This is a genomic window from Pirellulimonas nuda (genome assembly GCF_007750855.1).
GTDB lineage: Bacteria > Planctomycetota > Planctomycetia > Pirellulales > Lacipirellulaceae > Pirellulimonas > Pirellulimonas nuda.
The window spans coordinates 5,081,943-5,104,764 of record NZ_CP036291.1; the positions used below are offsets into that span (position 1 = coordinate 5,081,943).

At 67.6% G+C, this 22,822-nt stretch carries 19 protein-coding genes and 1 tRNA gene; 6 read left to right on the top strand and 14 right to left on the bottom strand.

Annotation, left to right across the window (positions count from 1 at the left end):
• Window positions 1-23: 23 nt before the first annotated feature.
• From Pla175_RS19725 to Pla175_RS19775, 11 genes are all read right to left on the bottom strand, one after another.
• On the bottom strand, window positions 24-434 hold the full coding sequence (locus Pla175_RS19725) for a hypothetical protein (protein ID WP_145289404.1): 411 nt from the start codon (window positions 432-434) through the stop codon (window positions 24-26).
• An 83-nt stretch (window positions 435-517) separates the two neighbouring features.
• A tRNA-Leu gene (locus tag Pla175_RS19730) sits at window positions 518-599 on the bottom strand.
• 202 nt (window positions 600-801) lie between these two features.
• On the bottom strand, window positions 802-2,163 hold the full coding sequence (locus Pla175_RS19735) for a Gfo/Idh/MocA family protein (RefSeq protein WP_145289407.1): 1,362 nt from the start codon (window positions 2,161-2,163) through the stop codon (window positions 802-804).
• 299 nt (window positions 2,164-2,462) lie between these two features.
• Window positions 2,463-4,532: a vWA domain-containing protein gene (locus Pla175_RS19740; protein ID WP_145289410.1), complete on the bottom strand. Its 2,070-nt coding sequence runs from the start codon at window positions 4,530-4,532 to the stop codon at window positions 2,463-2,465.
• A gap of 200 nt (window positions 4,533-4,732) precedes the next feature.
• Window positions 4,733-5,626 (bottom strand): DUF58 domain-containing protein, encoded by an 894-nt coding sequence (locus Pla175_RS19745; protein WP_145289413.1) that lies wholly within the window; start codon window positions 5,624-5,626, stop codon window positions 4,733-4,735.
• Between the two features lie 89 nt (window positions 5,627-5,715).
• Entirely contained in the window at window positions 5,716-5,916 is a 201-nt protein-coding gene (locus Pla175_RS19750; RefSeq protein WP_145289418.1) for a hypothetical protein, read from the bottom strand.
• A 110-nt stretch (window positions 5,917-6,026) separates the two neighbouring features.
• Entirely contained in the window at window positions 6,027-6,458 is a 432-nt protein-coding gene (locus Pla175_RS19755; protein WP_145289422.1) for a type II toxin-antitoxin system VapC family toxin, read from the bottom strand.
• Window positions 6,458-6,715 (bottom strand): hypothetical protein, encoded by a 258-nt coding sequence (locus Pla175_RS19760; RefSeq protein ID WP_145289426.1) that lies wholly within the window; start codon window positions 6,713-6,715, stop codon window positions 6,458-6,460. The genes Pla175_RS19755 and Pla175_RS19760 overlap by 1 nt, the downstream gene beginning before the upstream one ends.
• Before the next feature lie 101 nt (window positions 6,716-6,816).
• On the bottom strand, window positions 6,817-7,830 hold the full coding sequence (locus tag Pla175_RS19765) for an AAA family ATPase (protein ID WP_145289429.1): 1,014 nt from the start codon (window positions 7,828-7,830) through the stop codon (window positions 6,817-6,819).
• 149 nt (window positions 7,831-7,979) lie between these two features.
• Window positions 7,980-11,075 (bottom strand): VWA domain-containing protein, encoded by a 3,096-nt coding sequence (locus Pla175_RS19770; RefSeq protein ID WP_145289432.1) that lies wholly within the window; start codon window positions 11,073-11,075, stop codon window positions 7,980-7,982.
• Window positions 11,076-11,223: 148 nt separating this feature from the next.
• Complete coding sequence (locus tag Pla175_RS19775; protein WP_145289435.1) at window positions 11,224-12,156, bottom strand: NHL repeat-containing protein; 933 nt, start codon at window positions 12,154-12,156, stop codon at window positions 11,224-11,226.
• Window positions 12,157-12,304: 148 nt separating this feature from the next.
• Here Pla175_RS19775 and Pla175_RS19780 point away from each other — a divergent pair, with 148 nt between their 5' ends.
• The 3 genes from Pla175_RS19780 to Pla175_RS19790 all read left to right on the top strand — a co-directional run bounded on the left by Pla175_RS19780 (window position 12,305) and on the right by Pla175_RS19790 (window position 15,450).
• Window positions 12,305-13,489, top strand: a complete 1,185-nt coding sequence (locus tag Pla175_RS19780; protein WP_145289439.1) for a Sua5/YciO/YrdC/YwlC family protein — start codon at window positions 12,305-12,307, stop codon at window positions 13,487-13,489.
• A gap of 64 nt (window positions 13,490-13,553) precedes the next feature.
• Window positions 13,554-14,015: a ribose 5-phosphate isomerase B gene (gene rpiB / locus Pla175_RS19785; RefSeq protein WP_145289442.1), complete on the top strand. Its 462-nt coding sequence runs from the start codon at window positions 13,554-13,556 to the stop codon at window positions 14,013-14,015.
• A gap of 88 nt (window positions 14,016-14,103) precedes the next feature.
• A complete protein-coding gene (locus Pla175_RS19790; RefSeq protein ID WP_145289445.1) occupies window positions 14,104-15,450 on the top strand; it encodes a glycerate kinase type-2 family protein in 1,347 nt (448 codons plus the stop codon).
• A gap of 82 nt (window positions 15,451-15,532) precedes the next feature.
• On the opposite strand, the gene Pla175_RS19795 is transcribed toward Pla175_RS19790, so the two are convergent.
• Window positions 15,533-17,020, bottom strand: coding sequence for a DUF1598 domain-containing protein (locus Pla175_RS19795; RefSeq protein ID WP_145289448.1), 1,488 nt, complete (start codon window positions 17,018-17,020; stop codon window positions 15,533-15,535).
• A 245-nt stretch (window positions 17,021-17,265) separates the two neighbouring features.
• On the opposite strand from Pla175_RS19795, the gene ffh reads away from it, so the two are divergent.
• From ffh to Pla175_RS19810, 3 genes are all read left to right on the top strand, one after another.
• Window positions 17,266-18,744, top strand: a complete 1,479-nt coding sequence (gene ffh / locus Pla175_RS19800; RefSeq protein WP_145289450.1) for a signal recognition particle protein — start codon at window positions 17,266-17,268, stop codon at window positions 18,742-18,744.
• A gap of 280 nt (window positions 18,745-19,024) precedes the next feature.
• Window positions 19,025-19,975 carry a methenyltetrahydromethanopterin cyclohydrolase gene (mch, locus tag Pla175_RS19805; protein WP_145289454.1) on the top strand — a complete coding sequence of 317 codons (951 nt, stop codon included), beginning with the start codon at window positions 19,025-19,027 and terminating at the stop codon, window positions 19,973-19,975.
• The gene (locus Pla175_RS19810) at window positions 19,975-20,850 is read left to right on the top strand and encodes an ATP-grasp domain-containing protein (protein WP_145289458.1); all 876 of its coding nucleotides are present in this window, start codon (window positions 19,975-19,977) and stop codon (window positions 20,848-20,850) included. Before mch ends, Pla175_RS19810 begins: the two co-directional genes overlap by 1 nt.
• 130 nt (window positions 20,851-20,980) lie before the next feature.
• Here the strand turns inward: Pla175_RS19810 and Pla175_RS19815 are convergent, their stop codons facing one another.
• Complete coding sequence (locus Pla175_RS19815) at window positions 20,981-21,979, bottom strand: potassium channel family protein (RefSeq protein ID WP_145289462.1); 999 nt, start codon at window positions 21,977-21,979, stop codon at window positions 20,981-20,983.
• Between the two features lie 50 nt (window positions 21,980-22,029).
• Window positions 22,030-22,719 carry an ABC transporter ATP-binding protein gene (locus Pla175_RS19820; protein WP_145289466.1) on the bottom strand — a complete coding sequence of 230 codons (690 nt, stop codon included), beginning with the start codon at window positions 22,717-22,719 and terminating at the stop codon, window positions 22,030-22,032.
• Window positions 22,720-22,822: the final 103 nt, after the last annotated feature.

Genomic DNA, 22,822 nt, shown 5'->3' on the forward strand with positions numbered 1-22,822 from the left:
CGTAGGCGGACACACCCCCAGCGTTAGTTCGACTCCGATTCCTTCGGCTCTTCCTTGGCCTCGTCCACCGAGCCGAAGGGGAGCTTGCCCGCGGCGATCATCTCGCCGTAGGTGGGGCTCTTATCGTCTTTCGGGTCGGAGTGCATCTCGTTGACCTTCTTGATGGTCTCGATGATCTTGGCGTCGTCCTTCTGGTCGGCCTTGCCGATCTCGCCGACGAAGTGGATGCCGTACACGTTGTGGTGGTGCTTGCTCTTGCCCTGGTGGCAGGTCCAGCACTTGGCCTCTTTCACGATGACGTCTTTGTACTCCTGGTCGCAATCTTCCAGGCAGGTGTTGATCCACACCTTGAAGAACGTCGGGAAGGCGCTCGCCTTGCCGGTGAGTCCCAGGACTGCGCACGCAGCGGCAGCCAATACAAAAGCTCTCAGCATGGGGTGTCCTCTAGGATCTGCGGCAAGGATGTTACGACACCGCCGGGGCCGCTGCCCGGTTGTCGGCGGTCGTTTTCTAGTAATGGGGACGACAGGAATCGAACCTGCACTCCCGAAGGAACTGGAACCTAAATCCAGCGCGTCTGCCAATTCCGCCACGTCCCCGTGTGGGGCAAGTATAGCTTAGCCCGTGCTGCTTCGCAGCGGGGTGTGGCCGCTTTGCGGCCGGGGCTGGGGGCTCGCCGCTACGCGGCTGTCCGCTGGCGCGGACGGGGCTGGGGACGCGCAAGCGGATAGGAAGCGATAATCGCCGCCGACTCGCCTGCGCGTCCCCCAGCCCCGTCCGCCGCAGGCGGACACACCCCCGCTACAGCACGACGGTTTTTCCGGGGATGGCTACCGGGTAGCGGCCGTCGGCGTCGGGCTGGACGGGCGCCTCGGCGTCCCAGGCCAGGGTCTTGGGGCCCAGGCTGAGGGTCGAGTTGAGGGCGTCGTCCCACTTGACCACCTTGCCGCCGTAGGTGGCCATACGGCCCATGATGGCGGTCATAGTGCTGTGGGCGCCCTGCTCTACCTCGTTGGGGATATCCCCGTTGCGGAGGCTGGTGATCAGGTCGAGCTGCTCTTGCTGGTGGCCGCTGACGCCGGGGCCGCGGTACCGCCAGGCGGGCTTGCCGTCTGCGCCGTAGATCATTGCGCGGGCGATGTTGGCGGTCCCCTTCGTGCCGTGGGCGAACTCGCCCACCTGGTTCCAGGTGCCCGGGATGTGGCGGCACTGGCTCATCATGGTGGCGCCGTTGCCGTAGGGGGTGTCGCCGTAGGTGAACTCCACGAAGTGGTGGTCGTACACCTGGCCGGTGTCCTTGCTGGTGCGGACCTGGCGGCCCCCCATCCCGTTGGCCTCGACCGGGTGGGTCCCCATCAGCCAGTTGCTGACGTCGATGTTGTGGATGTGCTGCTCAACGATGTTGTCGCCGCCGCACCAGGTGAAGTAGAACCAGTTGTCGGTCTGGTACTCCATCTCTGTCTGGCCCGTCTTCCGTGGGCGGACCCACAGGCCGTCGTTGTTCCAGTAGACCCGCGTCAGCACGATGTCGCCGATGGCGCCGTCCTGCAGACGCTTGATCGTCTCGATGTAGCTGGGCTCGTGGTGGCGTTGCAGGCCGACGGCGACCGCTAGGTTCTTCTGCTTCGCCTTCTCGCCCACCTCTAGCACCTTGCGGATGCCGGGGGCGTCGGTGGCTACGGGCTTCTCCATGAAGACGTGCTTGCCGGCTTCGATCGCGGCCTCGAACTGGGCGGGACGGAACCCCGGGGGGGTCGCTAGCACCACCAGGTGGCAGTCTGCGTCCATCACCTGCTTGTAGGCGTCTAGGCCGATGAACTGACGGTCCTTCGGCACGTCCATCAGGTCGCTGGCAGACTTGCCCAGCTCGTCCGCCTTCTTGCCGGCGGCGGCGGTAAGCTGCTTGTGGCTGCCGCTGAGGCGGTACTCAAACGCGTCGCCCATCGCGACCAGCTTCACCGGGCCCTGGGCCTCGAAGAGCTGCTGCAACGCCCCGGTCCCCCGGCCGCCGCAACCGACCAGCCCGATACGGATCTCGTCCGACCCCGCAACTTTCGCCGCGCGGGCGATGCTCAGCTGCGACGCAGCGGCGACGCCGGCGGCCGCCGCGGCCGAAGCGCCCAGAAAGCTGCGGCGGTCGGTCTGGTTCGATTCTTGGTGCATGCCGTTGATCCTCAGAAAAGTTTAGGTTTGCCGGTCGAATGAGATGCCCCAATTCTAGCAACATCACGCGGCCGAGGTAAAGCAACTGGGGAGGCGCGGCTGGCGCCGCGGGGGCTGGGGGTTCGCCGCTCCGCGGCTGTCCGCCTACGGCGGACGGGGCTGGGGGACGCTCAAGCGATGGGGCAACCGCTTGACGTGCCCCCATCGCTTGCGCGTCCCCAACCCCGGGCCGCAGGCCCAGTTCGCCGCGGCGAACGAGCCCCCAGCCCCCGCGGCGTTAGCCGCGCCTCCCCCCCCCGCTAGAAGTAGACGCGGCGGTTGTAGACGTACCACTCGAATAGCAGCAGCACGAGCGCCGCGGTCAGGATCCAGGGCCATAGCTCTTTGCGGCGGGGCGCGAGGCCCGCGGCGGCGACGGCGGTGTTGCCGATCTGGATCGACGCGGCGGCGGCGTCTTGCTCGTCTTCGGGCGACGCGGGTCGCAGGCGGACGTCGCTCTCGGCGCGGTCGAACAGGTTTACGGCGAACCGCTCGATCACCCGGCCCCCGTCGGCCACCTCGTACACGCCCGGCGACTGGGTGTCGTGGAACTGGAAGGGCTCGTCCGCCAGACGAGTCAGTGTCTTTGTCTCTCCCCCCGGGCTGGTCACCACCACGCTCTTGGTGACCCCGGCGGGCCTGAGCTCGACCGTGGCGCCGGGCGGGACCGAGCCCGAGCCGTCGCCGCGCGAACGGGCGACGAAGTAGTTCAACGCGTTCAGCCAGAAGGTCGGGAAGCTGTGCGCCTTGGGCCAGTTGGTGTTGTACTTCTGCTCCCCGGCGTCGGTGGTGAGGATGTCGAACCCCAGCACCGCGTCTTCGTAGCTCTCGCGGGGCGCCGCCACCAGCAGCGGGCCGGCGGTGGAGTCGATCAGCGTCGCGCCGCCCCGGGGCGTGGTGAGCACCAGGCTCTGGACGATGTCGACGTTGTCGAGCTCAACGTTAGTCATCAGCGGGTGGATCCGGCTCCAGTCGATAATCTGCGGCAGCGCGGCGGTCTTGGGCGCCGGCGCCGCCGGTTTGGCGTCGGCGTCGGCGTCGGCGTCCGCCTGCTCGTCCGGCGCCGCGGCGAGGCCTTCTTGCCAGGCAGCCGTCGGCGGCAGGGCGCCGATCATCAGCGTGTTGCAACGCGGCATCGTTTCGGGCGCGCAGCGGTCGTAGACGATCAGGTCGTACAGGCCCGCCTGGGCGTCGTCTTGATGCTTCTTCTGCTTGAGCACCTCGGGGGAGGCGGTCTCGACCTCCACCACCCGCCCCGCTCGCCCGGTGGCCAGCGCCGCTTCCAGCACGAAGTTGCCGGGCGTGACCAGCAGCACCCGCCCGGGACGCATGTCGTTCAGCGGCGCGTAGGCGCGGTTGTCCACCGCCAGCACGTCCTTGATCTCGCTGGTCGATTCGGGCGCCAGCCGCGCCTCGAGCCTGCCGGCGGGGGCGTCCGCCAACGGGAAGGGGGCGCCGCGGGCCTCTCCGGCGGGAACCTCTAGGCTCTGGGCGTCCAGCAGGGCGCCGTCGAGCTGCACCTCAACGATCACCTTGCGCGGCTCGTCTGTGAAGTTGGTCACCTGCACGAACGCCTGCCGCTCTTCGGGACGCGACTCGTTCCGCCGGGTGCTCAGCGCGGTGATCGCCAGGTTGTTCGACGTGGTCGAACCGATGGGCACGTAGACCGGCTCGAGGTTGCCGAGCTGAAAGTCCTTCACGTCGGAGAACCGGCCGTCGCTCATAATGAACAGCGTGGCGGCCTGGGCGTCGGCGACGTCGAACGTCATGTCGGTCCCCTCGCCCACCTGCTGGGCCGGGTTCGCCAGCCCGTCGGCCAGCTTCAGCGCGCCCAGCAGGTCGGTCGACTCGTCGGTCGGCTCGATCGTCGCGAGGCGCTCCTTCAGCAGCCGCGTGTTGTCGGTAAACTCCTGCACCACCCGCGGCGCCCCCGCGAAGCTGACCAGCATGGCGGTCATGCCGCGGTCCATCTGGTCGATCAGCCCGGTGACCTGTTGCTTGGCGACCTCCAGCCGATCCTTGGCGCCCTCAACATCGGCGGCGCCCATGCTGGCGGAGTTGTCGACCAGGAAGATGAACCGCTGCCCCGACAGGTCGGTCCCCTCCCACCCGGGGCGCAGCACGGCCAGGATCGCCAGCAGCGCGAGCAGCAACTGCAAGAACAGCAGCAGGCTCTGCCGCAGGCGTTGCCACAGGCTGTTGACCCTCAGGTCCTCAATGCTCTTGCGCCACAGGTAGGTGCTGGGGACCTCTACCGGGGCGCGCTTGAGCTTGAGGAAGTAGAGCGCAAAGATGACCGCGGGCACGGCCGCCATGGCCGCCCACTGCATGGGGCCGAGGGTGTTGCGGAAGAGGTCGATGGGGAGGTGTTAGGTGTTAGGTCTAGGGCGTTAGGAATTGGCAATTAGGATGGGCGGCGCGGCAGCAGCGGGAACCCAGTAGCTGCCGACCTACGGTCGGCGCGGCGGGCCGCGCCAGCGGGCTTTTCGGTCCGCGCCGACCGTAGGTCGGCAGCTATTGGGGGCGCTAGTCATCTTACGAGTCCTCTTGAACGCATGTAGCCCGACATCAGGTCCGCCACTGGGGTTTGGTTGTCCGCCAACAGGTACGCAACGCCGCGCTTGGCGCAGAACTGTTGGGCTCCGGACGTGAACGCATCGAGGGTTTGCTTGTAGCGCTTCAGCAGCGGGGCGCTGGCGGTTACCTCGGCGAAGTCGCCGTCTTCGCAGTCCACCAGCCGCAGGTCTCCCTGGATGTCGGGGTCGATCTCTTCGCGGCTAAGGACCTGGATCACGTAAACGTCGACCCGCCGCGCGACCAAGTAGCGGATGGCCGCCTCGTAGCCCTCCTTGTCCATCAGGTCGCTGATCAGCACCACCACCCCCTGCCCCGAGTTGCGCAGGCAGAACCGCCGCACCCCTTCGGCCAGCGTCGGCGCGTCGTCGGCGGGCTGGACGCCGTCGAGCCACTCCAGCATCCGCCACACGCTCTTGCGGCCCCGCAGCACCGGGCCGCGCTCGCGGAGCGACTGCCCGATCCGCTCGATCACCACGCGGTCGCTCCGCACCAGCCCGACAAACCCCAGCGCCGCGGCGAGCTGCTTGGCGTACTCCAGCTTGCTGGGGTCGCCGAAGCCCATGCTGAGCGAGTCGTCGATCAGCGTGAAGAAGTGCAGGTCTTCTTCTTCCAGGAACAGCTTGAGGATCAGCTTGTCGAGCCGCGCGTACAGGTTCCAGTCGAGCCGCCGCAGGTCGTCCCCGGGCACGTAGTTGCGGAAGTCGGCGAACTCAACCGACTGCCCCTTACGCTTGGAACGCCGCTCCCCCTTCATCCTCCCGCGGAACACCTTGCGCGTGACCAGCTCGAGCCGCTGGAGCTGGGCCATAAGCTCGGGGGGGAGGAGGTTGGAGGTGGTTACGGGCATGGGGGGGGACGGATTCAGGAAGGGGGAGGTGGAGATGACGGGGGATGTGGGGATGGGTTTGTGGGCGGCGCGAGGCACACCAACAATCGCTAGCCTCCTGCCACCACAGGAGGAAGAAAGAGAGCAACAATGACCGAGATTATCAGAACAATGACGATGAAATCTCCCAGTCGAATCTCAAACAAGCCTTTTCCGAACCATGGTTTGCCGAACCATGGTTTGCCGAACCATGGTTTTTCAACTTGCGGGCAGGCAGTCTGCGGAGAGACATACGGGTTCTCGTCGTCCATCGTGATTTCTTGGATTCGGGGAACCGACGGTCACACCCTGCAACGGAGCGATCCATAGCGGCAGCCAAGACTATCTCCACCTCTCCTGTCATCTCCACCTCTCCCTTCCGTCACCCATCCAGCGGATGCCTCCACCGCAGCCCCGGGAACCGGCCGAAGCCGCGGTCGGCGGTGATCCACTCGCAGTCGTGCTCGATGGCCAGCGCGGCAAGGTAGGCGTCTGGGACGGTGTTGCCGCGGGCCGCGGTCTTTCGGCAGAGGTCTGTGAAGATTCCCCAGTGACGCGGGCCGGGCTGGACTAGTTCGCAGTTCGGTCGGCTCCGGACACTCGTGACAAAACTTAACGCCGCGTCAGTAGTTCCGGACGTTGGGAAAAGCCTCCCATTGGTCATGAGGCGGACTACGGAGCTCAAGACGAACTCCGACACAGCATACGGCTCGGCCGAATTCATTACCGCAGAAAGCCATGATGCAAACTCTAGGTGGTCGGGCGCCGATTCGTTGGTCGCGTTGATAAGCACGTTGACATCCATCAATAGCATCAGTACTTACCCGGCTCTTCGGCGTCTAAGAAGTCTCGCACGGCCTCGTTATTGTTCATATCCAAGCCTGCGGGGGGTTGGCCCAGCTTGAACGTAGGGAAAGGCTTGACCGTTTCTTGTTCAGCCTGCTTACTGCGTTGGACGGCGTCGCGCAACACGTTATCAAGCAGCGCATCGAGCGATCGGCCGGTCTCCGCGGCTAGACGCTGTGCCTCCTCCATCAACTTGTCATCCAAACAAATTGTCGTTTCGACCATCGCTCACTCCTGGATTGAAGGCTGGCTCGGCGGCCTTTCCATCAGATCTTTCACAATTCTACCCCCCACCCGTCGCCGTCTCCAATTTTCCTGTCGTCTAATCAAGCCGTCTTCTCTTCCACCTTCTCCGGCACGTGCTTCAATATCTCCGTCAGCACCGTGTCCGGGTTCACCCCCTCGGCCTCGGCCTCGAAGTTGAGGATCACGCGGTGCCGCATCGAGGGCAGGTAGACGCGGCGGCAGTCTTCGAAGCTCACGTTGTACCGACCACCCAACAGCGCCCGCACTTTTGCGGCTAGCGCCACGCTCTGGGCGCCGCGGGGGCTGGCGCCCCAGCGGAGGTACTGGTTGGTCGCCGGCGCCGCGAAGGGGCCCTCGGGATGGGTGGCGAGCGTGAGCCGGGTGACGTAGTCCTGCACGTGGGGCGCCAGGATCACCTCGCGGACCAGCTTCTGCCACTCGACGATCTCGCCGCCGTCCATCACCTTCTGCGGCTCGACGACGATGCCCCGAGTGGTGCGTTCGAGAATGGTGTTCAGGTCTTCCCGGCTGGAATAGCCGACCACCAGCTTGAACAAGAAGCGGTCGAGCTGCGCCTCGGGGAGCGGGTAGGTTCCTTCTTGCTCGATCGGGTTCTGGGTGGCCATCACGAAGAACGGCGGTTTCATCTGGAAGACCTGGCCGGCGATCGAGACCGACTTCTCCTGCATCGTCTCCAGCATGGCCGACTGCGTCTTGGGGGTGGCGCGGTTCACCTCGTCCGCCAGGCAGATCTGGGTGAAGATCGGCCCCTTCTGGAACTCGAACCGCCGCCGGCCGTCGGGGTCTTCGACGATCAGGTTGGTGCCCAGGATGTCGGCCGGCATCAGGTCGGGGGTGAACTGGATGCGCGAGAAGTCGAGGTCGAGCGTCTGCGCCAGCGTGCGCACCAGCAGCGTCTTGCCCAGCCCGGGGACCCCCTCGAGCAGCACGTGTCCGCCGACAAACAGGCTGGTCAGCACGCCGTGGACGATCTCGCCGTGGCCGACGATCACTTTGCTCAGCTCGGCAAAGACGGCCTTGTAGCGCTCGGCGAACTGGGCCGCGCGTTCTTCGATGGAGGAACCGATGCTCATAGAACTAGGAGTTAGGTCTTAGGTGTTAGTAAACGTGGGGGGAAGAATGGGACGCGGACTAGCGCGGATAAACGCAGACCGTGTGTCAACCCGATCCTTCATTGATCCGCTTCATCCGCGATCATCCGTGTCCTATTCGTATAAAGGGCTCACTCGTTTCGGGCGTCGCGCTTCGCTTTCTTCAGGCGGTCCATGTAGCTCTCTTCTTGCTTGGTTTCTGTCGGCTCGCTCTTGCGTGTGGGCGTGGGGGCGACTCGGGGCTTGACGCCTCGCTCCAGGTCCGCCAGCGGCGAGCCGGTGGGCTGCGGCGCCTCGTCTAGCTCGAAGCGGCGGCTCGCTTCGCCTTCGCGGAGTTCTCGTTTGCGGCTCTGCAGCCTCGACACGGTGGCGGGCGCCGGGGCGTCTGCCGGGCGGCCCAGCACGCGCTCGGCGAACTTCTGGCGGAGCGGGCCCAGCCACGCCGTGCTCACCTGCACGCGGCGCACGAACACGTCGCCCATGAACAGCAGGCTGGCGGCCAGCACCAGCAGGGGCCAGATGTCTTGCCCCGCCACCGCGGGCTTCATCGTGCGGCGGTAGGCGTTCACCTCCAGCAGCCCGGGGGCCAGCTTCTCGGCGCCGGTGAGCTGGGCGTTCGCCTCGGCGCCGATCACCTTGCCGGGCTCGGCGCCGGTGGGCGGCAGCGCGGCCATCGCTTCCAAGAGCGGGGTGTTGGCTTCGCGGGCGCGGAACTCGTCGCTGTAGCCCACGTTCACGCCGGTGCGGATCATCGCCTGGCCGGCGCCGGGGCTGATCATCAGCATGTAGCTGCCGGGGTCGGGGGAGTCGAACGCCCCCACGTATCGGCCCGGCGCCACTTGTTCGATCACCAGCGGGATCGACTTGAGGTCGGGCCCCACCGCGGCGCCGGTCATCGCCTGGACGTTGATGAACTCGTCGTCTTTCCCCACGGCGTCGATCACGACGCGGGTCTTGCCGTCGACCGTCTCGGTGGCCACGGCGAAGTTGCCCGTGTCGCCGGTGGGGCGCATCGACCAGCGGACCATCTGGCTAAAGAAGCGGTCGTAGTCGTCCCAGCCGGTCCACTGGTTCGCCCAGCGCTTGCCGGCGTCGGTGGTGAAGGCGACGCTCTTGCCCACGCCGAACGTCCACGACGCCAGCAGCACGCTGTTGTCTGGGCTCGGGGGGACCGGCGAGCGGAGCAGCACGTCGACCAGCGAGCTCTCTTTGACGGTCGTCATCACGAAGCCGGAAATCGGCGGGTAGGGCTCGCTGACGCCCGCGATCATCTCGCTGCGCCCCACCAATAGCGGGACCACCGGGGGGGACAGTTCTTTGACGAGCGGCTGGGCGACGCGGCGGGCTTCTTGCTGGTAGATCCGTGGCAACGCGTTGGCGTTGCGGACCACGTAGTACTTGCCGCCGGTCTTGTTGGCCAGGTCCTGCATCGTGTTGCCGAACCCCTGCCTGCCGGCCGTGCCGTGGCCGCCGACTTCGACGGTGGTGATCTTCACCCCCTGCTTGATGAAGGCCTGGACCGTGTTGCCCGACGGGGGCGCGGGGTCGCCGTCGCTGATGATGATGCAGTGCTTGATCGACGGCGTGGGGTTGGTCAACTTGGCGAAGGCGCCGACCGTTTTTTGCATGCCGGGGTCGAAGTCGGGCATGTCGCCCACCGTCAGCCGGTCGATCAGCCGCAGCATCCGCGAGCGTTCGGCGCCCACCTGCACCATCCCCCCTTGGGTGTTGGCCCACAGCCAGGTGTCGGTGCCGTTCCATTGCAGCAGCCCGGCGTAGTCCTTGGGGCCGAGCGCCTTGACCGCCTCGGCGGCGATCACCTTCTGCCAGTAGTTGCCTTTGGCGATCTCGCTGGCGTGCATGATCATCGCCAACGCGCCGACCGGCGTGACCTTGGCGCTCTTGATACGGAAGTCGACCGGCATCGCCTTTTCAATCGCGGTGTCGGTCCACCCGCCGGCGCCGAAGCTGCGGTCGCCCCCCAGCATCACCAGCCCGCAGCCGAACTCCTCGGTGTTGCGGACCAGCATCTCGATCTGGGCGTCCGAGAACGCCGTGATGCTCTCGGTGTTGATCGGCCCCGCGCCGCCGAAGCCCCCCGACCGCGGCACGTTCGCTAGGATCACCGAGTCGTACCGCTGCAGCTCCGCCAGCGTGGCGAACAGCCGGTCGCTCCGCTGGACGGTGATCTCGAGCCCCTCGCTCCGCAGCCGCTCTACCAGGTAGTCGAACTCCCCCGGGTTCTCCCAGTCTTCGATCAGCAGCACCTGGCCCCGGCCGCGGACGTGGGTAAAGGCGGTGGCCACGTTGTTCTGCAACGACCCGTCGCTGGAGCGATCGCCGGGGGTGAACCGCCCCTCGTAGGTGTAGAAGTCGGACTGCTCGATCGTCTCGCGGATGGTGTAGACGTTCTTTCCGGGCGCCAGCTCGACCGGCTGATCGGAGAGGGTGGTCTCGCGGTCCCCCGCCTTGCGGACGATCTTCAGCGTGCCCGCGACCGGCGACGAGCCCGGTTCGGAGTCGTTGTCGACCACCACGCGAAGCTCGAACGGCTGGCCGCGGCGGACGTCGGCCGGCAGGGCGACCTTGTCGACGGTGATCTCGCTGTGCCGCTCTAGCGGCACCGGCAGCACGTCGATGCTCACGCCGGCGTCGGCCATGGCGCGGGCCTCGCGCAGCGCGCTGCCGACGTTCTCATTGCCGTCGGTGACGATCACCACACGGCGGGCGGCGTCGCCCGGGAACAGGCTCATCGCCCGCTGCATGGCGCCGGCGAGGTTCGTGTGCCGGCGGTCCAGCTCGCTCTCGACGCCGGTGAGCTCGTAGTTGAAGTCGACCGGGGGGAGCTCGACCTCGGCGTCGCGGCCGAACACGATCACCCCTGCGCGGTCTTCTTTTTCTGGTTTGCGTTGCTCGCGGATCGAGGCGTTCACGAAGGCCACCATGGCGGCCCGCTGCTCTTCGGGGATGCTGAGCGACTGGTCGAGCAGGTAGATCACCGTGAGCCGGTCGCTCTTCTTGCGGAGCTGGGTGTCGGCCAGCGCCAGCAGGATCAGCAGCCCCACCAGGCACCGCAGCAGCACCGCCAGGCCGCCGCGCCAGGTTCCCAGCCCAGAATAGCTCTGCCGCGCGAGCCAAACCACGACGCCAACAAACCCGACCAGCGCCGCCAGCAGCAACCCCTGCATGGCGGGCGAAGCGTCGAGTGCGAGGCCGTAGTCAAGCATGAGATGATAGAGGATAGAGGTTAGATGATAGGGAACGGACGACCCCGTACCCCTGCGTGCAGCCAAGTATCAAGACATCTACCATCTATCTTCTACCCTCTATCATCTAACCTCTATCATCTAACCTCTATCATCTAACCTCTATCATCTACAACAACACGCGCTGAACACGGTTGTTGCCGGTATCGAGCACGTTGAGGCGTCCGCGGCTGTCGAGCACCAGCGACCAGGGGTCGCGGAGCTCACCCGGGGCGGCGCCCAGGCGGCCCCAGGTCCCCATCGATTGGCCCTGCTGGTTGAACTTCTGCACGCGGTGGTTGCCGTACTCTACCACCAGCAGGTCTCCGCGTGTGTCCATCGCGATGTCGTAAGGATAATAGAGCTGCCCCGGCGATGAGCCCTCGTTGCCCCAGAACAGCAGCAGCTCCCCCTCGGTGCTGAACGCCTGGATGCGGTGGTTGCAGGCGTCGCAGACCCACAACCGGTCTTGGGCGTCGAACAGCAGGTTCTGCGGCCGCACGAACTGCCCGGGCGCCGAGCCGTGCGTGCCCCATTGTAAGAGGAACGAGCCGTCGGGGGCGAACTTTTGGATCCGGTCGAACTGGCCGTACTCGGAGACGTACAGGCAGCCCTTGGAATCGTACACGGCGTCGGTGACGAACCCGAACTCGCCCGGCGCGTTGCCGTTTACGCCGCCTAGCACCTGATCCTCCAGCAGCCGGCCCGCAAGCGTGTAGGGCAGGACGCGGTAGTAGTGGGTGTCGGCCACCAACAGCCGGTCGTCGCCGGCGACGGTCAGCCCGGTGGGCCGGCCGTGGCGCCACTCGGGGGTCCGCCAGAGGTGGAGGAACTTGCCGTCGGCGTCGAACACCTGGATCCGGGCCGTAAAATCGACGATGTAGAGCCGATCGGCCTGGTCGATGGCCATCGCGCGCGGCTTTTGGAACCGCCCGTCGGCTAGGCCGCGGCGCCCCCACACCACGTCGAGCCGCGCAAGCCCGCCGGGGTCGTCGCCGCACCCCGCTGCGCCCGCCAGGAGGGCGCCGCACGAGCTAGCCAAGAAGCAGCGGCGGGTGAGCATCGGTCGCGGGGCCGGTTTGGGCGGGTTGAGTGGCACTAACCGGTTGTAAGCAAAGCACTTACCGGCGTGCAAGCAGGCGCGTCGCCCGTTGACCGTGGTCCGCGGCAGTGGCTATGATGTTTGGCTTCGTTTCCCCAGGTAACCGCGTATGCGTCCCATGGTAATCGACGTCGCCAAGGCGGACGACTTGCGCGATGTCGTGCACCGGACGGTGCAGGCGCTGGCGGAGGGAAAGGTGGTCGGCGTGCCGACCGATACGGTCTACCACTTGGCCGTGAGCGCCTGCGTGCCTGAGGCGGTCGAGCGCCTGGCCAAGGTGAGCGGGCGATCCACCGGCGACGGGGCGCCCCTGACGCTGGCGATCAAGGACGCCAGCGAGCTAAACGATTACGCCCCCAACGCCGGGCCGCTCGCCGAGCGGCTGGCGCGGCGCTGCTGGCCCGGGCCCGTCACGCAGGTGCTGGACGCAGACCGCCAACAGGGGCTCGTGGGGCAACTGCCCGCAGACTCGCAGAAGCTGATCGTGCCGGACGACTCGCTCAGCCTGCGCGTTCCCGCCAACAACGTGCTGCTCGACGTGCTGCGGATGATGGCCGGCCCCATCGCCGTCGCCAGCGTCGTTTCCAACCCGGGCGCCCAGGCGGGCCCCAAGGCCGGCGGCGCCGCGGACGAGGGCGCCGGCGGCTTGAACGCGAGAAACCTGGCCGAGGCGATGGGCGACGCGATCGACCTGGTGCTCGACGACGGGCCGGCTCACTACGGCCAGGCGTCGACCGTCGTCCGTGTCCAGCGGCAGAATTACCAGGTGCTGCGGGAAGGGGTCGTCGCGGCCGACACCATCGACCAGCTCGCCCGTGTGGCGGTCGTGCTGGTCTGCACCGGCAACACGTGCCGCAGCCCCATGGCCGAGGCGCTGCTCAAGCAGCAGTTGGCCGAGTCGCTGGGCTGCCAGATTGATCAGTTAGAGTCCCGCGGGTTGGTGGTCATGTCGGCCGGCATCCACGCCGCCGCGGGGTCCCCCGCCAGCCCAGAAGCGGTCGATCTCATGAAGGACCGCGGCCTCGACCTCTCGGCACACGGGTCGCAAACGCTCAATGAACGGATGGTTCGGCACGCGGATCGCATCATCACCATGACCCGCGGTCACCGGGCGGCTATCGTGGAGGGTTGGCCCGCGGCCGCGGCGCGGACCCACACGCTGCTCGACGGCGGGGGCGACGTCGCCGACCCGATCGGCGCCCCGCTAGACGTTTACCGCAGGTGCGCCGACCAGATCGCGGCCGGCCTGTCGGCCCACTCGAAAGCCATCCTAGCCGCCGCGCCCGGCAGCTAGTCCTTTTCTTCCGGCAGGCGAGCCGTTCTACTCAATCCAAGCACCACCCTTTGGAACTACCGCCATGCGAGTCGGCGTCGCGAGCGACCACCGCGGAACCCACCTGCGCGAAAAAGTGATCGAGGTCCTGCATGCGCGGGGGCACGAGGTCGAAGACGCCGGGGTCGACGGCTCCGAGAGCGTCGACTACCCCGACTTTGCCGCCATTGTCGCCCGCAAGGTCAGCTCCGGGCAGCTCGACCGCGGCGTGCTGATCTGCGGCACCGGCATCGGCATGGCGATCGCCGCCAACAAGTTTGACGGCGTCCGCGCCGCCCCCTGCAACGACGAGGTGACCGCCGAGATCAGCCGCCGCCACAACGACCTGAACGTCTTGTGCCTGTCGGCCGACCTGCTCAGCCCACGCGTGGTGGAGCGGATGGTAGAGCTGTGGCTCGACACCGAGTTTGAAGGGGGCCGGCACCTGCGTCGCATCGAAAAGATCCGGGCGCTCGAGGCCGAAGAACGCGCCTGCGACAAGCCCTGACCCACGACTCCCCTGACCCACGACTCCGCTGCCCCACGACTCCCCTGCCCCACGAAGGCCCTTGCCCCACAAAGGGGAGACACCCTCCATGCCACGCAGCGGGGGCCAACTGCTGGACGACGCGTTGCGCATCTGGCGTGCCGGGGTCGAAGGGGTCCGCCCCGAGCGGCTGCTGCCGGAGCTGATCGTCCGAGACCGGCACGCGCTGTGGTTCGACGACGTCGAGGTCCCCATGCTGCCCGGCGGACGCATCGCCGTCGTCGGGGCCGGGAAGGGGGGCTCCGGCATGGTGCGCGGCCTGGAGGCAGCGCTAGGCGAAGCGTTGCTGCGTGAGCGGCGCGTGGCGGGGGTGGTTTCGGTCCCCGCCGACTGCTTGGGGCCGACGCGGGCTATCGAGCTAGTTTCTGGCCGCCCGCCCGGGGTGAACGAGCCGCGTCCCGAGGGCGCCGCCGCGGCCCGCAGGATGCTGCAACTGGCGGGATCGCTGGGGCCCAACGATCTTTGCATCTGCCTGCTGTCGGGGGGAGGCTCTGCGTTGCTGCCGGCGCCGGCCGATGGGGTGACGCTGGAGCAGAAGATCACGCTCACCCGCTTGCTAAGCGCCTCGGGCGCCGCGATCGAGCAGATCAACACCGTCCGGTCGCAGCTCAGCGTGATCAAAAGAGGGGGCCTGGCCCGTGCTTGCCGCGCAGGGACGCTGGTCACGCTGATCGTCTCCGACGTGTTGGGCGACCCGATCGCGTCGATCGCTTCGGGGCCGACGGCGCCCAACAACCAGTCTCCACGGGATGCGATTGAGGTGCTCCGGTCGCTAGAGCTCGACAGGGCGCCGGCAGCCGCCCCGATCGTCGCTTGGCTGAGCGCCCGCGCGCAAAACCCCGAGCCGGCGGCGACGATTGGCTGCCGGTTGCACCACGTGGTCGTCGCCAATAACGCGGCCGCCGTCGACGCCGCCGGGGTCGAGGCCGAACGGCTCGGCTACAACCACGCGATGATCGCGGCGACGGCGAGCGAGGGCGCGGCCGAAGGGGTCGGCACGGGGCTAGCCGACGCGGCGCTGGGCATGCGGAGCGCGGGAGACCCCAACTGCTTGATCTCTGGGGGCGAGCCGACCGTCCGGCTAGCGCCTGCGGCAGAGCGGGGCCGCGGCGGCCGGAACCAGCAGCTTGTGCTGGCCGCCGCGCAGCGGCTGGGGGGCTGCGACGGGATCGCCCTGGTGTCGGGGGGAACCGACGGCGAAGACGGCCCCACCGACGCAGCGGGGGGGATGCTCAACGCCGAGATCGCCGGCCGGCTCACCGATTGGGAGACGGCCGACGCGCTCCGCCGGAACGACGCCTACCCGCTGCTGGAACGCGTCGGGGGCCTGCTCAAGACGGGCCCAACCCACACCAACGTGTGCGACCTACGCGTGGTGGTGGTCGACGCGCCCTAGGCTGGCGAGCCGGGTGCGTCTGCACCCGGAGCGCGTACGACGAAGTCAACTACTCCAACGGCTCGCCTGGCTTGCGTAGAACTCAGTCCCACCACCAGCCTTCGGCGGGGGGGGCGCCCAGCGTCTCGCGTTTGGCGTACACCGCGCCGTCTTCGTCCGACAGCAGGTTCTCCTTGTTCAGCGCCTGGGCCGCGTCGATTTGCACGCCGCCGCCGATGGGGGTCATCAGCGTGCGGCCCTTCCAGATGCTGTTGACGGCGGAGGCCACCTGCTGCGGGGCGTTGTAGGTTTCTACCTTGTAGGCCGACTCCTCGGCCAGCACGCCGCCGTTCCAGCCCGTCTTGGCGTAGTAGTCGTTCTTCTGGATCAGCGCCGCGGTCACGGCCAGGTCGATGCAGTTGCGGAGCTGCGCCCAGATCGGGGCCCGCTCGGCCAGCTTCGGATAGAGCTTGGTGAAACCGTCGACAAAGGTCTGGCTGGCGCGGTTGGAGGAGCCAACGGCGCGCCGCGTGCCGTCCTGCTGCACAAGCTCGTCCTCGCCGATCAGCTTTACGCCTTCGCCCACCAGCTCGCAGGCCAGGCCGTCTCCGCTGGCGCGGACACACTCGTAGTCCGGCACGAAGTACCACCGCTGCATCGCGTTGCGGGCAACGGCGGCGGGGTTGGCCTTCTCAACGTAGCTCACCATCCGCACCGGGGGCTGCTCGAGCCCGATGCCGATCAGCTTCATCCGGTAGTCCGCCTCAACAATCACCTGGGCAAAGTGCGTCCGGGGCGACACGCCGCCGATGCTAATCACCTGCGGCCCGAGGCTCTCTTGTAGTTGGTGAACAATGAACTGGGTGTCTCCCGGCACCGCCTGGCGGCCGAACTGACGCAGGAAGCCCTGCATGCGGGCCAGCCCCTCCGGGGTGGGGTCGATCGAGCAGTAGATGGTCGGGTTGTTGCCGCGGCCTTCGGCGGGGAACGCCCGCAGCGCTACGGCTAGGTCTTGCAGCTCGATCACCGGACGGCCCGTCTCAACGCCGCGCATCCGGCCGTCGGGCGACTCGCCCCACGGCTCGGCGGGGCCGGCGATCACGATGTCGCCGGTTTCTGGGTAGCAAAAGACGTAATCGATGCGGGTGAGGCCGGCCAGGTGCTTCATCGCGTTGTCCGGGCCGCTGGCGGCGTCGATCTTGGCCGCTACCGCCTTCTCGAGGCGGGTTAGCGAAACCTTGCGCATGGCGCTCGGCTTGGCGAGGTCTCCCTCGAGACGCGACAGGGCTTGCTGAACGCGTTGTCGCGCCAGCTGGCCGGTGGGGTCATTGACCACAACGCGGCGGAGCACGCCGTCGACGTCGACAATCACACCCGAGCCGCCGCCGGTGGCGCCGGTGCCGCCGCCGCCGCCGAGGCCGCCACCCCCGCCACCGAGGCCGCCGCCTCCGCCGCCGAGGCCGCCGCCGCCACCACCGCCGCCGAGGCCGCCACCGCCGCCAAACTGGGCCGAGCAAGTCGTCGCCAGAGCGGTCACCAGCAGCAAAGTCAGGCAGCGCACGGACCAGTTGGGTGATCGCAACGTACGCATAGGGAATCCTCGACAGAGATAAAACGGTCCGCGGGGCCTACCTTGGGCCACCTACCCGATGGTAATTCGAGGCTCCGGGCAACGCAAACAAACGTGCGGTTGGGCCGGTTATTTTGGCTGTTTGGGGGGCTCGGCGGCCCCCGGTCCACGGTTCGGGGGGCGATTGCCGGGCGCCCGAGCCCTGCTCTACACTCCAAGTTTGCCACGCACCCAACACTACCGCCCCCGCCTGGGGGCGCCGCTCGATGTTTGAATCGCTTCAAGACGGACTCTCCTCGGCCTTCAAGACCCTCCGAGGCCAAGGGAAGCTCTCCGAGTCGAACATGCGCGACGGCCTGAAAATGGTCGAGCGGTCGCTGCTGGAAGCCGACGTGAGCTACGAGGTGGTTCAGACGTTCATGAAGAACGTCACCGAGGTCGCTGTCGGCGAGAAGGTGCTCAAGTCGCTCAACCCCGGCCAGCAGGTCGTGGGGGTCGTCCACGAGGAGCTGATCGCCCTGATGGGGCCGGTCGACAACTCGCTCCACCTCCGCGGCAAGGACGAAGTCTCCGTCCTGATGATGTGCGGCCTGCAGGGCTCCGGGAAGACCACCACCTGCGGCAAGCTGGGGCGGATGCTCAAGCTGGCCGGCAGGCGGCCGCTGCTGGTGGCGGCCGACCTGCAACGCCCGGCCGCCATCGACCAGCTGCACGTGCTGGGCGAGCAGCTCGAGATCCCCGTCTACAGCGACCGCGCCCAGAAAGACCCCGTCGCGGTCTGCAATGCCGCGGTGCAGCAGGCCAAGAAGCTGGGCGCCGACGTGGTGATCCTCGACACCGCGGGCCGGCTGCACATCGACGACGAGCTGATGGGCCAGCTCACCCGCATCGACAAGAAGTGCAACCCCCACCAGGTGCTGCTGGTCGTCGACGCCATGACCGGCCAAGACGCGGTGAACAGCGCCAAGGCCTTCAACGAGGCGCTCGAGCTCGACGGCGTGGTGATGACCAAGCTGGACGGCGACGCCCGCGGCGGCGCGGCCCTGTCGGTCAAGCAGGTGACCGGGGTGCCGATCAAGTTCATGGGCACCGGCGAGCACCTGGACGCCCTGGAAGAGTTCCACGCCGACCGCATGGCGGGCCGCATCCTCGGGCAGGGAGACATCCTCTCGCTGGTGGAGCGGGCCCAGCGGGAGTTCGACCAAGACGAGTCCGCCAAGCTGGAGTCCGACCTCGCCAAGGGGGAGTTCACCTTCGACAGCTTCAAGACCGCCATGCGGCAGATGAAGCGTCTGGGGCCGATGCGGAAGATCATGGGGATGCTCCCCGGCATGGGGAAGATGCTCGACGTGATGGGGGACGCCGACCCCGAAGAAGACATGCGTCGGCTGTTCGGCATCATCGACTCGATGACCCCCGACGAACGCAAGAAGCCCAAGCTGATCGACCAGAGCCGCCGACGCCGGATCGCCGAAGGGTCGGGGGTCGAGCCCTCGGAGGTCAACGAGCTGGTCAAGCAGTTCGACGCGATGGCGCAGATGATGACCGGCATGGCGGGCAAGAACCCGCGCGAGCGGATGGCGATGGTCCGCGAGCTGCAGGGCCAGATGATGCAAAGCCCCGACGGCCAGCTCCGCCGCCAGAAGCAGGGCACCGGCAAACGCCTCAGCGGCAAGGAGCGCGCCAGCGCCAAGAAGGACCGCGAGCGGATGCTCAAGAAGCTCAAGAAGCAGAAGAAGCGGTAACGGATTGGAGCCGCGGACGAACGCAGATACGAAGCGTCTCAACGGCCACTCCCAACAGCGCGATCAAAACTCCCTTAGTTCGAGTCAACTTCGCGGCACGAGCCGGAAGCGTCGGCGCCCGGAGGACGTGCGCTGTTGATCCTCCGGGCGCTGACGCTTCCGGCTCCCTGAAGAATGTGAAATCGCCCTTGATCGCTCCTTATGCTCTGGCTTCATCGGCGTGAATCCGCGTCCATCGGCGGCTTCGAAATCAACGTCGCATCGACGATCGGACAACACAATGCAGCTCAACCAACGCGCCACCCGGCTGGCCACTCGGATGCGGTCCCGTGCCGGTGAGCTGCGGCTGGAGCCTCACACGATTGGCGGTGCTCGGGTGCTGGACCTCGGCGTGAGGGCCCCCGGTGGGATCGGGGCCGGCGTGGCGATGGCGGAGGTCTGCCTGGCGGGGTTTGGCGAGGTTTCCATCGCCGGCGGCCCCGCCCACGTGTTTGACGGCCCGTGGGTGTGGGTGCGGACCGATCACCCCGTGGCCGCCTGCCTAGCGAGCCAGTACGCCGGTTGGGAGGTGCAAGAGGGCGACTACTTCGCCATGGGCTCCGGCCCGATGCGGGCCGCGTACGGCCGCGAGGAGCTGTTCGACGCGATCGGCCTGCGAGAATCGGCCGAGCGGGCGGTCGGCGTGCTCGAGGCGGACGCCCTGCCGACGCCGGCGGTCTGTGAGATGATCGCCGCCAAGTGCAGCGTCAAGCCAGAAGCGCTGACGCTGCTGGCGGCGCCGACGACCAGCCTGGCCGGAACCGTGCAGATCGCGGCGCGGAGCGTCGAGACGGCGCTGCACAAGCTGCACGAGATCGGCTTCGACGTAAGCCGGATCGAATCGGCCTGCGGCGCCGCGCCGCTGCCGCCGCCGGCCGCGGACGCCGTGGCGGCCATCGGCCGCACGAACGACGCCATCCTGTACGGCGGCCACGCCACGCTGTTCGTGCGAGGCGACGACGATTCGCTTCGCGAAGTGGGCGCCCGCGTTCCCAGCAGCTCTTCGCCCGACCACGGCAGGCCCTTCGCCGAGGTGTTCGCCGGCTACGACCACGACTTCTACAAGGTCGACAAGCTGCTGTTCAGCCCGGCGATGGTGACCCTGGCGAACCTCGACACCGGCAGGGTCCACCGCTTCGGCGCCTACGCCCCGCGGGTGATCGCCCGCTCGTTTGGATTGGACGCCGACTGATGCGACTGGTCGTGCTCGGATCGCCCAATAGCTGGTATTTTGCGGACCTCCAACGCGCAGCCGCGGGACGGCACACGCTGACCGCGGCGCCGTTCTCTACGTTGACCAGCGGCGTCGTCGACGGGCGCCGGCGCGTCGCCTCGGGGGGCTGCTGCTTGAACGACGTCGACGGCGTGCTGGTCCGCACGATGCCCCCCGGCTCGCTTGAGCAGGTGGTGTTCCGGATGGACGCCCTGGGGCAGCTCGAGCAGGAAGGGATCGCGGTGCTCAACACCCCGCGGGCCATCGAGTGCGCCGTAGACAAGTACCTGGCCACCTGCCGCCTGGCCGCGGCCGGCCTCGACACGCCAGAAACCTACGCCTGCCAGACGGCCGACCAGGCGATGGAGGCCTTCGACCGATTGGGCCGCGACGCCGTGCTCAAGCCGGTGTTCGGCGGCGAGGGACGCGGCGTCACCCGGCTCACCGACGCCGACCTGGCCTGCCGCGCGTTCTCGATGCTCCAGCAGCTAGGGGGGGTGATCTACCTGCAGCGCTTCGTGCCGCACCGCGGCGAGGACCTGCGGCTCTTGGTGCTGGGCGAGCGGGTGCTGGGCATGCGGCGGCGGAACCCGGCCGACTGGCGGACCAACATCAGCCGCGGCGCCACGGCCGGGCCGCTGGAGGTGACGCCCGAACTGGCCCAGCTCGCCCGGCGGGCCGCGGCCTGTGTGGGGGCGTCGCTGGCGGGGGTCGACCTGCTGCCGGGGGTCGACGGCCGGCTGTACGCGTTGGAAGTAAACGCCGTGCCGGGCTGGAGGGCGCTCGTGCAGGTCACGGGCGTCGACGTTGCCCGCGAGGTGCTCGCCTTGCTAGAGCAGATGGCCCGCCGGTAGCAGAACAGGCGATCCGGGTGCGTCGGCCCCCGGAGTAGAGTGGGATGCACCGTCGGGAAGCTTTGCGCGAAACAAGCTCCGTTGGCTGACGCCAACGGCTCGCCTGGGGGGTCTTCTCTGCTTCCCCGACCTACAGCTTGTACGCTTCTTGGAACGCCACCACGTCGGGCTGCTTGCCCATCACGATCACCGTGTCGTCGTGGCAGAACAGCTCATCGGGCTCGGGGTTGAACACCATCCGGCCGTCGCTGCGGCGGATGGCGATGATCATCACCCGGTGCCGCTGCCGGGTGCCCGCCTCGCGGACGCTCTTGCCGGTGAGCGGGCTGCCGGGGCCGATGCTCAGTTCTTCCAGCTCCGCGTCGAGCGTCTGATTGTCGGTGACCAGTTCCAGCATGTCCGCGGCGTGCGGGCGGGTGACCATCTGAGCGATCCGCCGGGCGCCGATCACGGCCGGCAGGATCACACGGTCGGCGCCCGCCTGCAGCAGCTTCTTCTCGGTGCTGAGCAGCTCCCCGCGGGCGATGATCCGCAGGCTGCGGCTCAGGTTCCGCGCCGTGAGCGTGAGAAACACGTTGTCGGCGTCGCTGCGCAGCGCCACGACCAGCGTCTTGGCGCGTTCGATCCCCGCGGCCAACAGCGTGTCCTCGTCGGTGGCGTCGCCGTGCACGGCCAGCAGCCCCTCGTCGCAGGCCTCGACGATCGACTCCTGGTCGCTGTCGACCACCACGAACGGCTTGTTGCGACGCTTCAGCTCATCGACCAGCGTTTTCCCCATCCGGCCGAAGCCGCAGATGATGGTGTGGTCGGCGATGTGAGAGATTTCGCGGGTCATGCGTTGAAGCCCCATTGCGCGGCGGATCTGGCCCTCGAACATGGCCTGCAACACCAGACCGATGGTGTACCCCACCAGCGTGGTGCCGAACAGGATCAGGGCGATCGTGTAGATCTGCTCGACCGGCCCGACCACGCTGCGTTCGCCGTAGCCGACCGTGGTGACGGTGATCACGAAGAAGTAGACCGCCTCGAGCCACCCGTCGCCGGTGATCTGACGCCGGGCGACGATCGCCAGCACGAACAGCCCCGCCATCAGCAGCAAGCAGCGGCGGATGCGGTGCAGTAGCGGCATGCAGTTGTTTCGTCCTTGATGGCGCCGCTCCGCCCAGCGGCGCGGACGCGTCAATCGTGGCGGTCGCCGGTGACTTTGCCGTCTCGGTAGTAGAGGCGGCGCTCGGCCCGCTGGCCCACCTCGTCGCCGTGGGTGATGACGATCAGGGTTACGCCCCGCTCCTTGTGAAGCATGTCGAACAGCTCCAGCACCTCTTCGCCGTTCTTGCTGTCGAGGTTGCCGGTCGGCTCGTCGGCCAGCAACAGCTCTGGGTCGTTGGCCAGGCTGCGGGCGATGGCGACCCGCTGCCGCTCGCCGACGCTGAGCCGTGCGGGGAGCTGGTCCGCGCGGTGGCTCATGTTCACTACTTCCAGCAGCTCGCGGGCGCGGCTCTCCCGTTCGCTGGGGCCGCGTGAGGTCTCGAACATCGGGATCTGCACGTTCTCCAGCGAGGTGAGCGTCGGCAGCAGGTGGAACGACTGGAAGATAAAGCCGATGTGCTGGGCCCGCAGGTTGTCGAGCGACGGGAACGCGGAGTAGGCCTTGCCGCGGAAGTAGACCTCGCCGGTGGTGGGCTTATCGAGGCCCCCCAGCAGGTTCAGCAGCGTGCTCTTGCCGCTGCCGCTGGGGCCCATGATCGAGGCGTACTCCCCCGCCGGGATCGACAGCGAGACGCCATCGACCGCGGTGACGTGGCCGTTGGGGTAGGTTTTGCACAAATCACGGGCTTCGAGCAGCGGGGTTTCGGCGGGCTGTTCCATGCGGCGGGGGTGCTCAACTTTGAAAAAATACGTTCTGGGCCACAAGCGGCAGGTTAGAAGCTTCGGCGATCCGCTTGGGCGCCGTCAAGGCTGCGCCGCGATG

Coding starts and splice junctions, on each gene's coding strand:
- Pla175_RS19765 (WP_145289429.1), bottom strand. CDS start 7,830: ATGAGCATCGGTTCCTCCATCGAAGAACGCGCGGCCCAGTTCGCCGAG.
- Pla175_RS19755 (WP_145289422.1), bottom strand. CDS start 6,458: ATGCTATTGATGGATGTCAACGTGCTTATCAACGCGACCAACGAATCG.
- Pla175_RS19770 (WP_145289432.1), bottom strand. CDS start 11,075: ATGCTTGACTACGGCCTCGCACTCGACGCTTCGCCCGCCATGCAGGGG.
- Pla175_RS19795 (WP_145289448.1), bottom strand. CDS start 17,020: ATGCGTACGTTGCGATCACCCAACTGGTCCGTGCGCTGCCTGACTTTG.
- mch (WP_145289454.1), top strand. CDS start 19,025: ATGCAGCTCAACCAACGCGCCACCCGGCTGGCCACTCGGATGCGGTCC.
- Pla175_RS19780 (WP_145289439.1), top strand. CDS start 12,305: ATGCGTCCCATGGTAATCGACGTCGCCAAGGCGGACGACTTGCGCGAT.
- Pla175_RS19745 (WP_145289413.1), bottom strand. CDS start 5,626: ATGCCCGTAACCACCTCCAACCTCCTCCCCCCCGAGCTTATGGCCCAG.
- Pla175_RS19810 (WP_145289458.1), top strand. CDS start 19,975: ATGCGACTGGTCGTGCTCGGATCGCCCAATAGCTGGTATTTTGCGGAC.
- Pla175_RS19735 (WP_145289407.1), bottom strand. CDS start 2,163: ATGCACCAAGAATCGAACCAGACCGACCGCCGCAGCTTTCTGGGCGCT.
- Pla175_RS19740 (WP_145289410.1), bottom strand. CDS start 4,532: ATGCAGTGGGCGGCCATGGCGGCCGTGCCCGCGGTCATCTTTGCGCTC.
- Pla175_RS19750 (WP_145289418.1), bottom strand. CDS start 5,916: ATGGACGACGAGAACCCGTATGTCTCTCCGCAGACTGCCTGCCCGCAA.
- Pla175_RS19760 (WP_145289426.1), bottom strand. CDS start 6,715: ATGGTCGAAACGACAATTTGTTTGGATGACAAGTTGATGGAGGAGGCA.
- ffh (WP_145289450.1), top strand. CDS start 17,266: ATGTTTGAATCGCTTCAAGACGGACTCTCCTCGGCCTTCAAGACCCTC.
- Pla175_RS19790 (WP_145289445.1), top strand. CDS start 14,104: ATGCCACGCAGCGGGGGCCAACTGCTGGACGACGCGTTGCGCATCTGG.
- Pla175_RS19775 (WP_145289435.1), bottom strand. CDS start 12,156: ATGCTCACCCGCCGCTGCTTCTTGGCTAGCTCGTGCGGCGCCCTCCTG.
- Pla175_RS19725 (WP_145289404.1), bottom strand. CDS start 434: ATGCTGAGAGCTTTTGTATTGGCTGCCGCTGCGTGCGCAGTCCTGGGA.
- rpiB (WP_145289442.1), top strand. CDS start 13,554: ATGCGAGTCGGCGTCGCGAGCGACCACCGCGGAACCCACCTGCGCGAA.
- Pla175_RS19820 (WP_145289466.1), bottom strand. CDS start 22,719: ATGGAACAGCCCGCCGAAACCCCGCTGCTCGAAGCCCGTGATTTGTGC.
- Pla175_RS19815 (WP_145289462.1), bottom strand. CDS start 21,979: ATGCCGCTACTGCACCGCATCCGCCGCTGCTTGCTGCTGATGGCGGGG.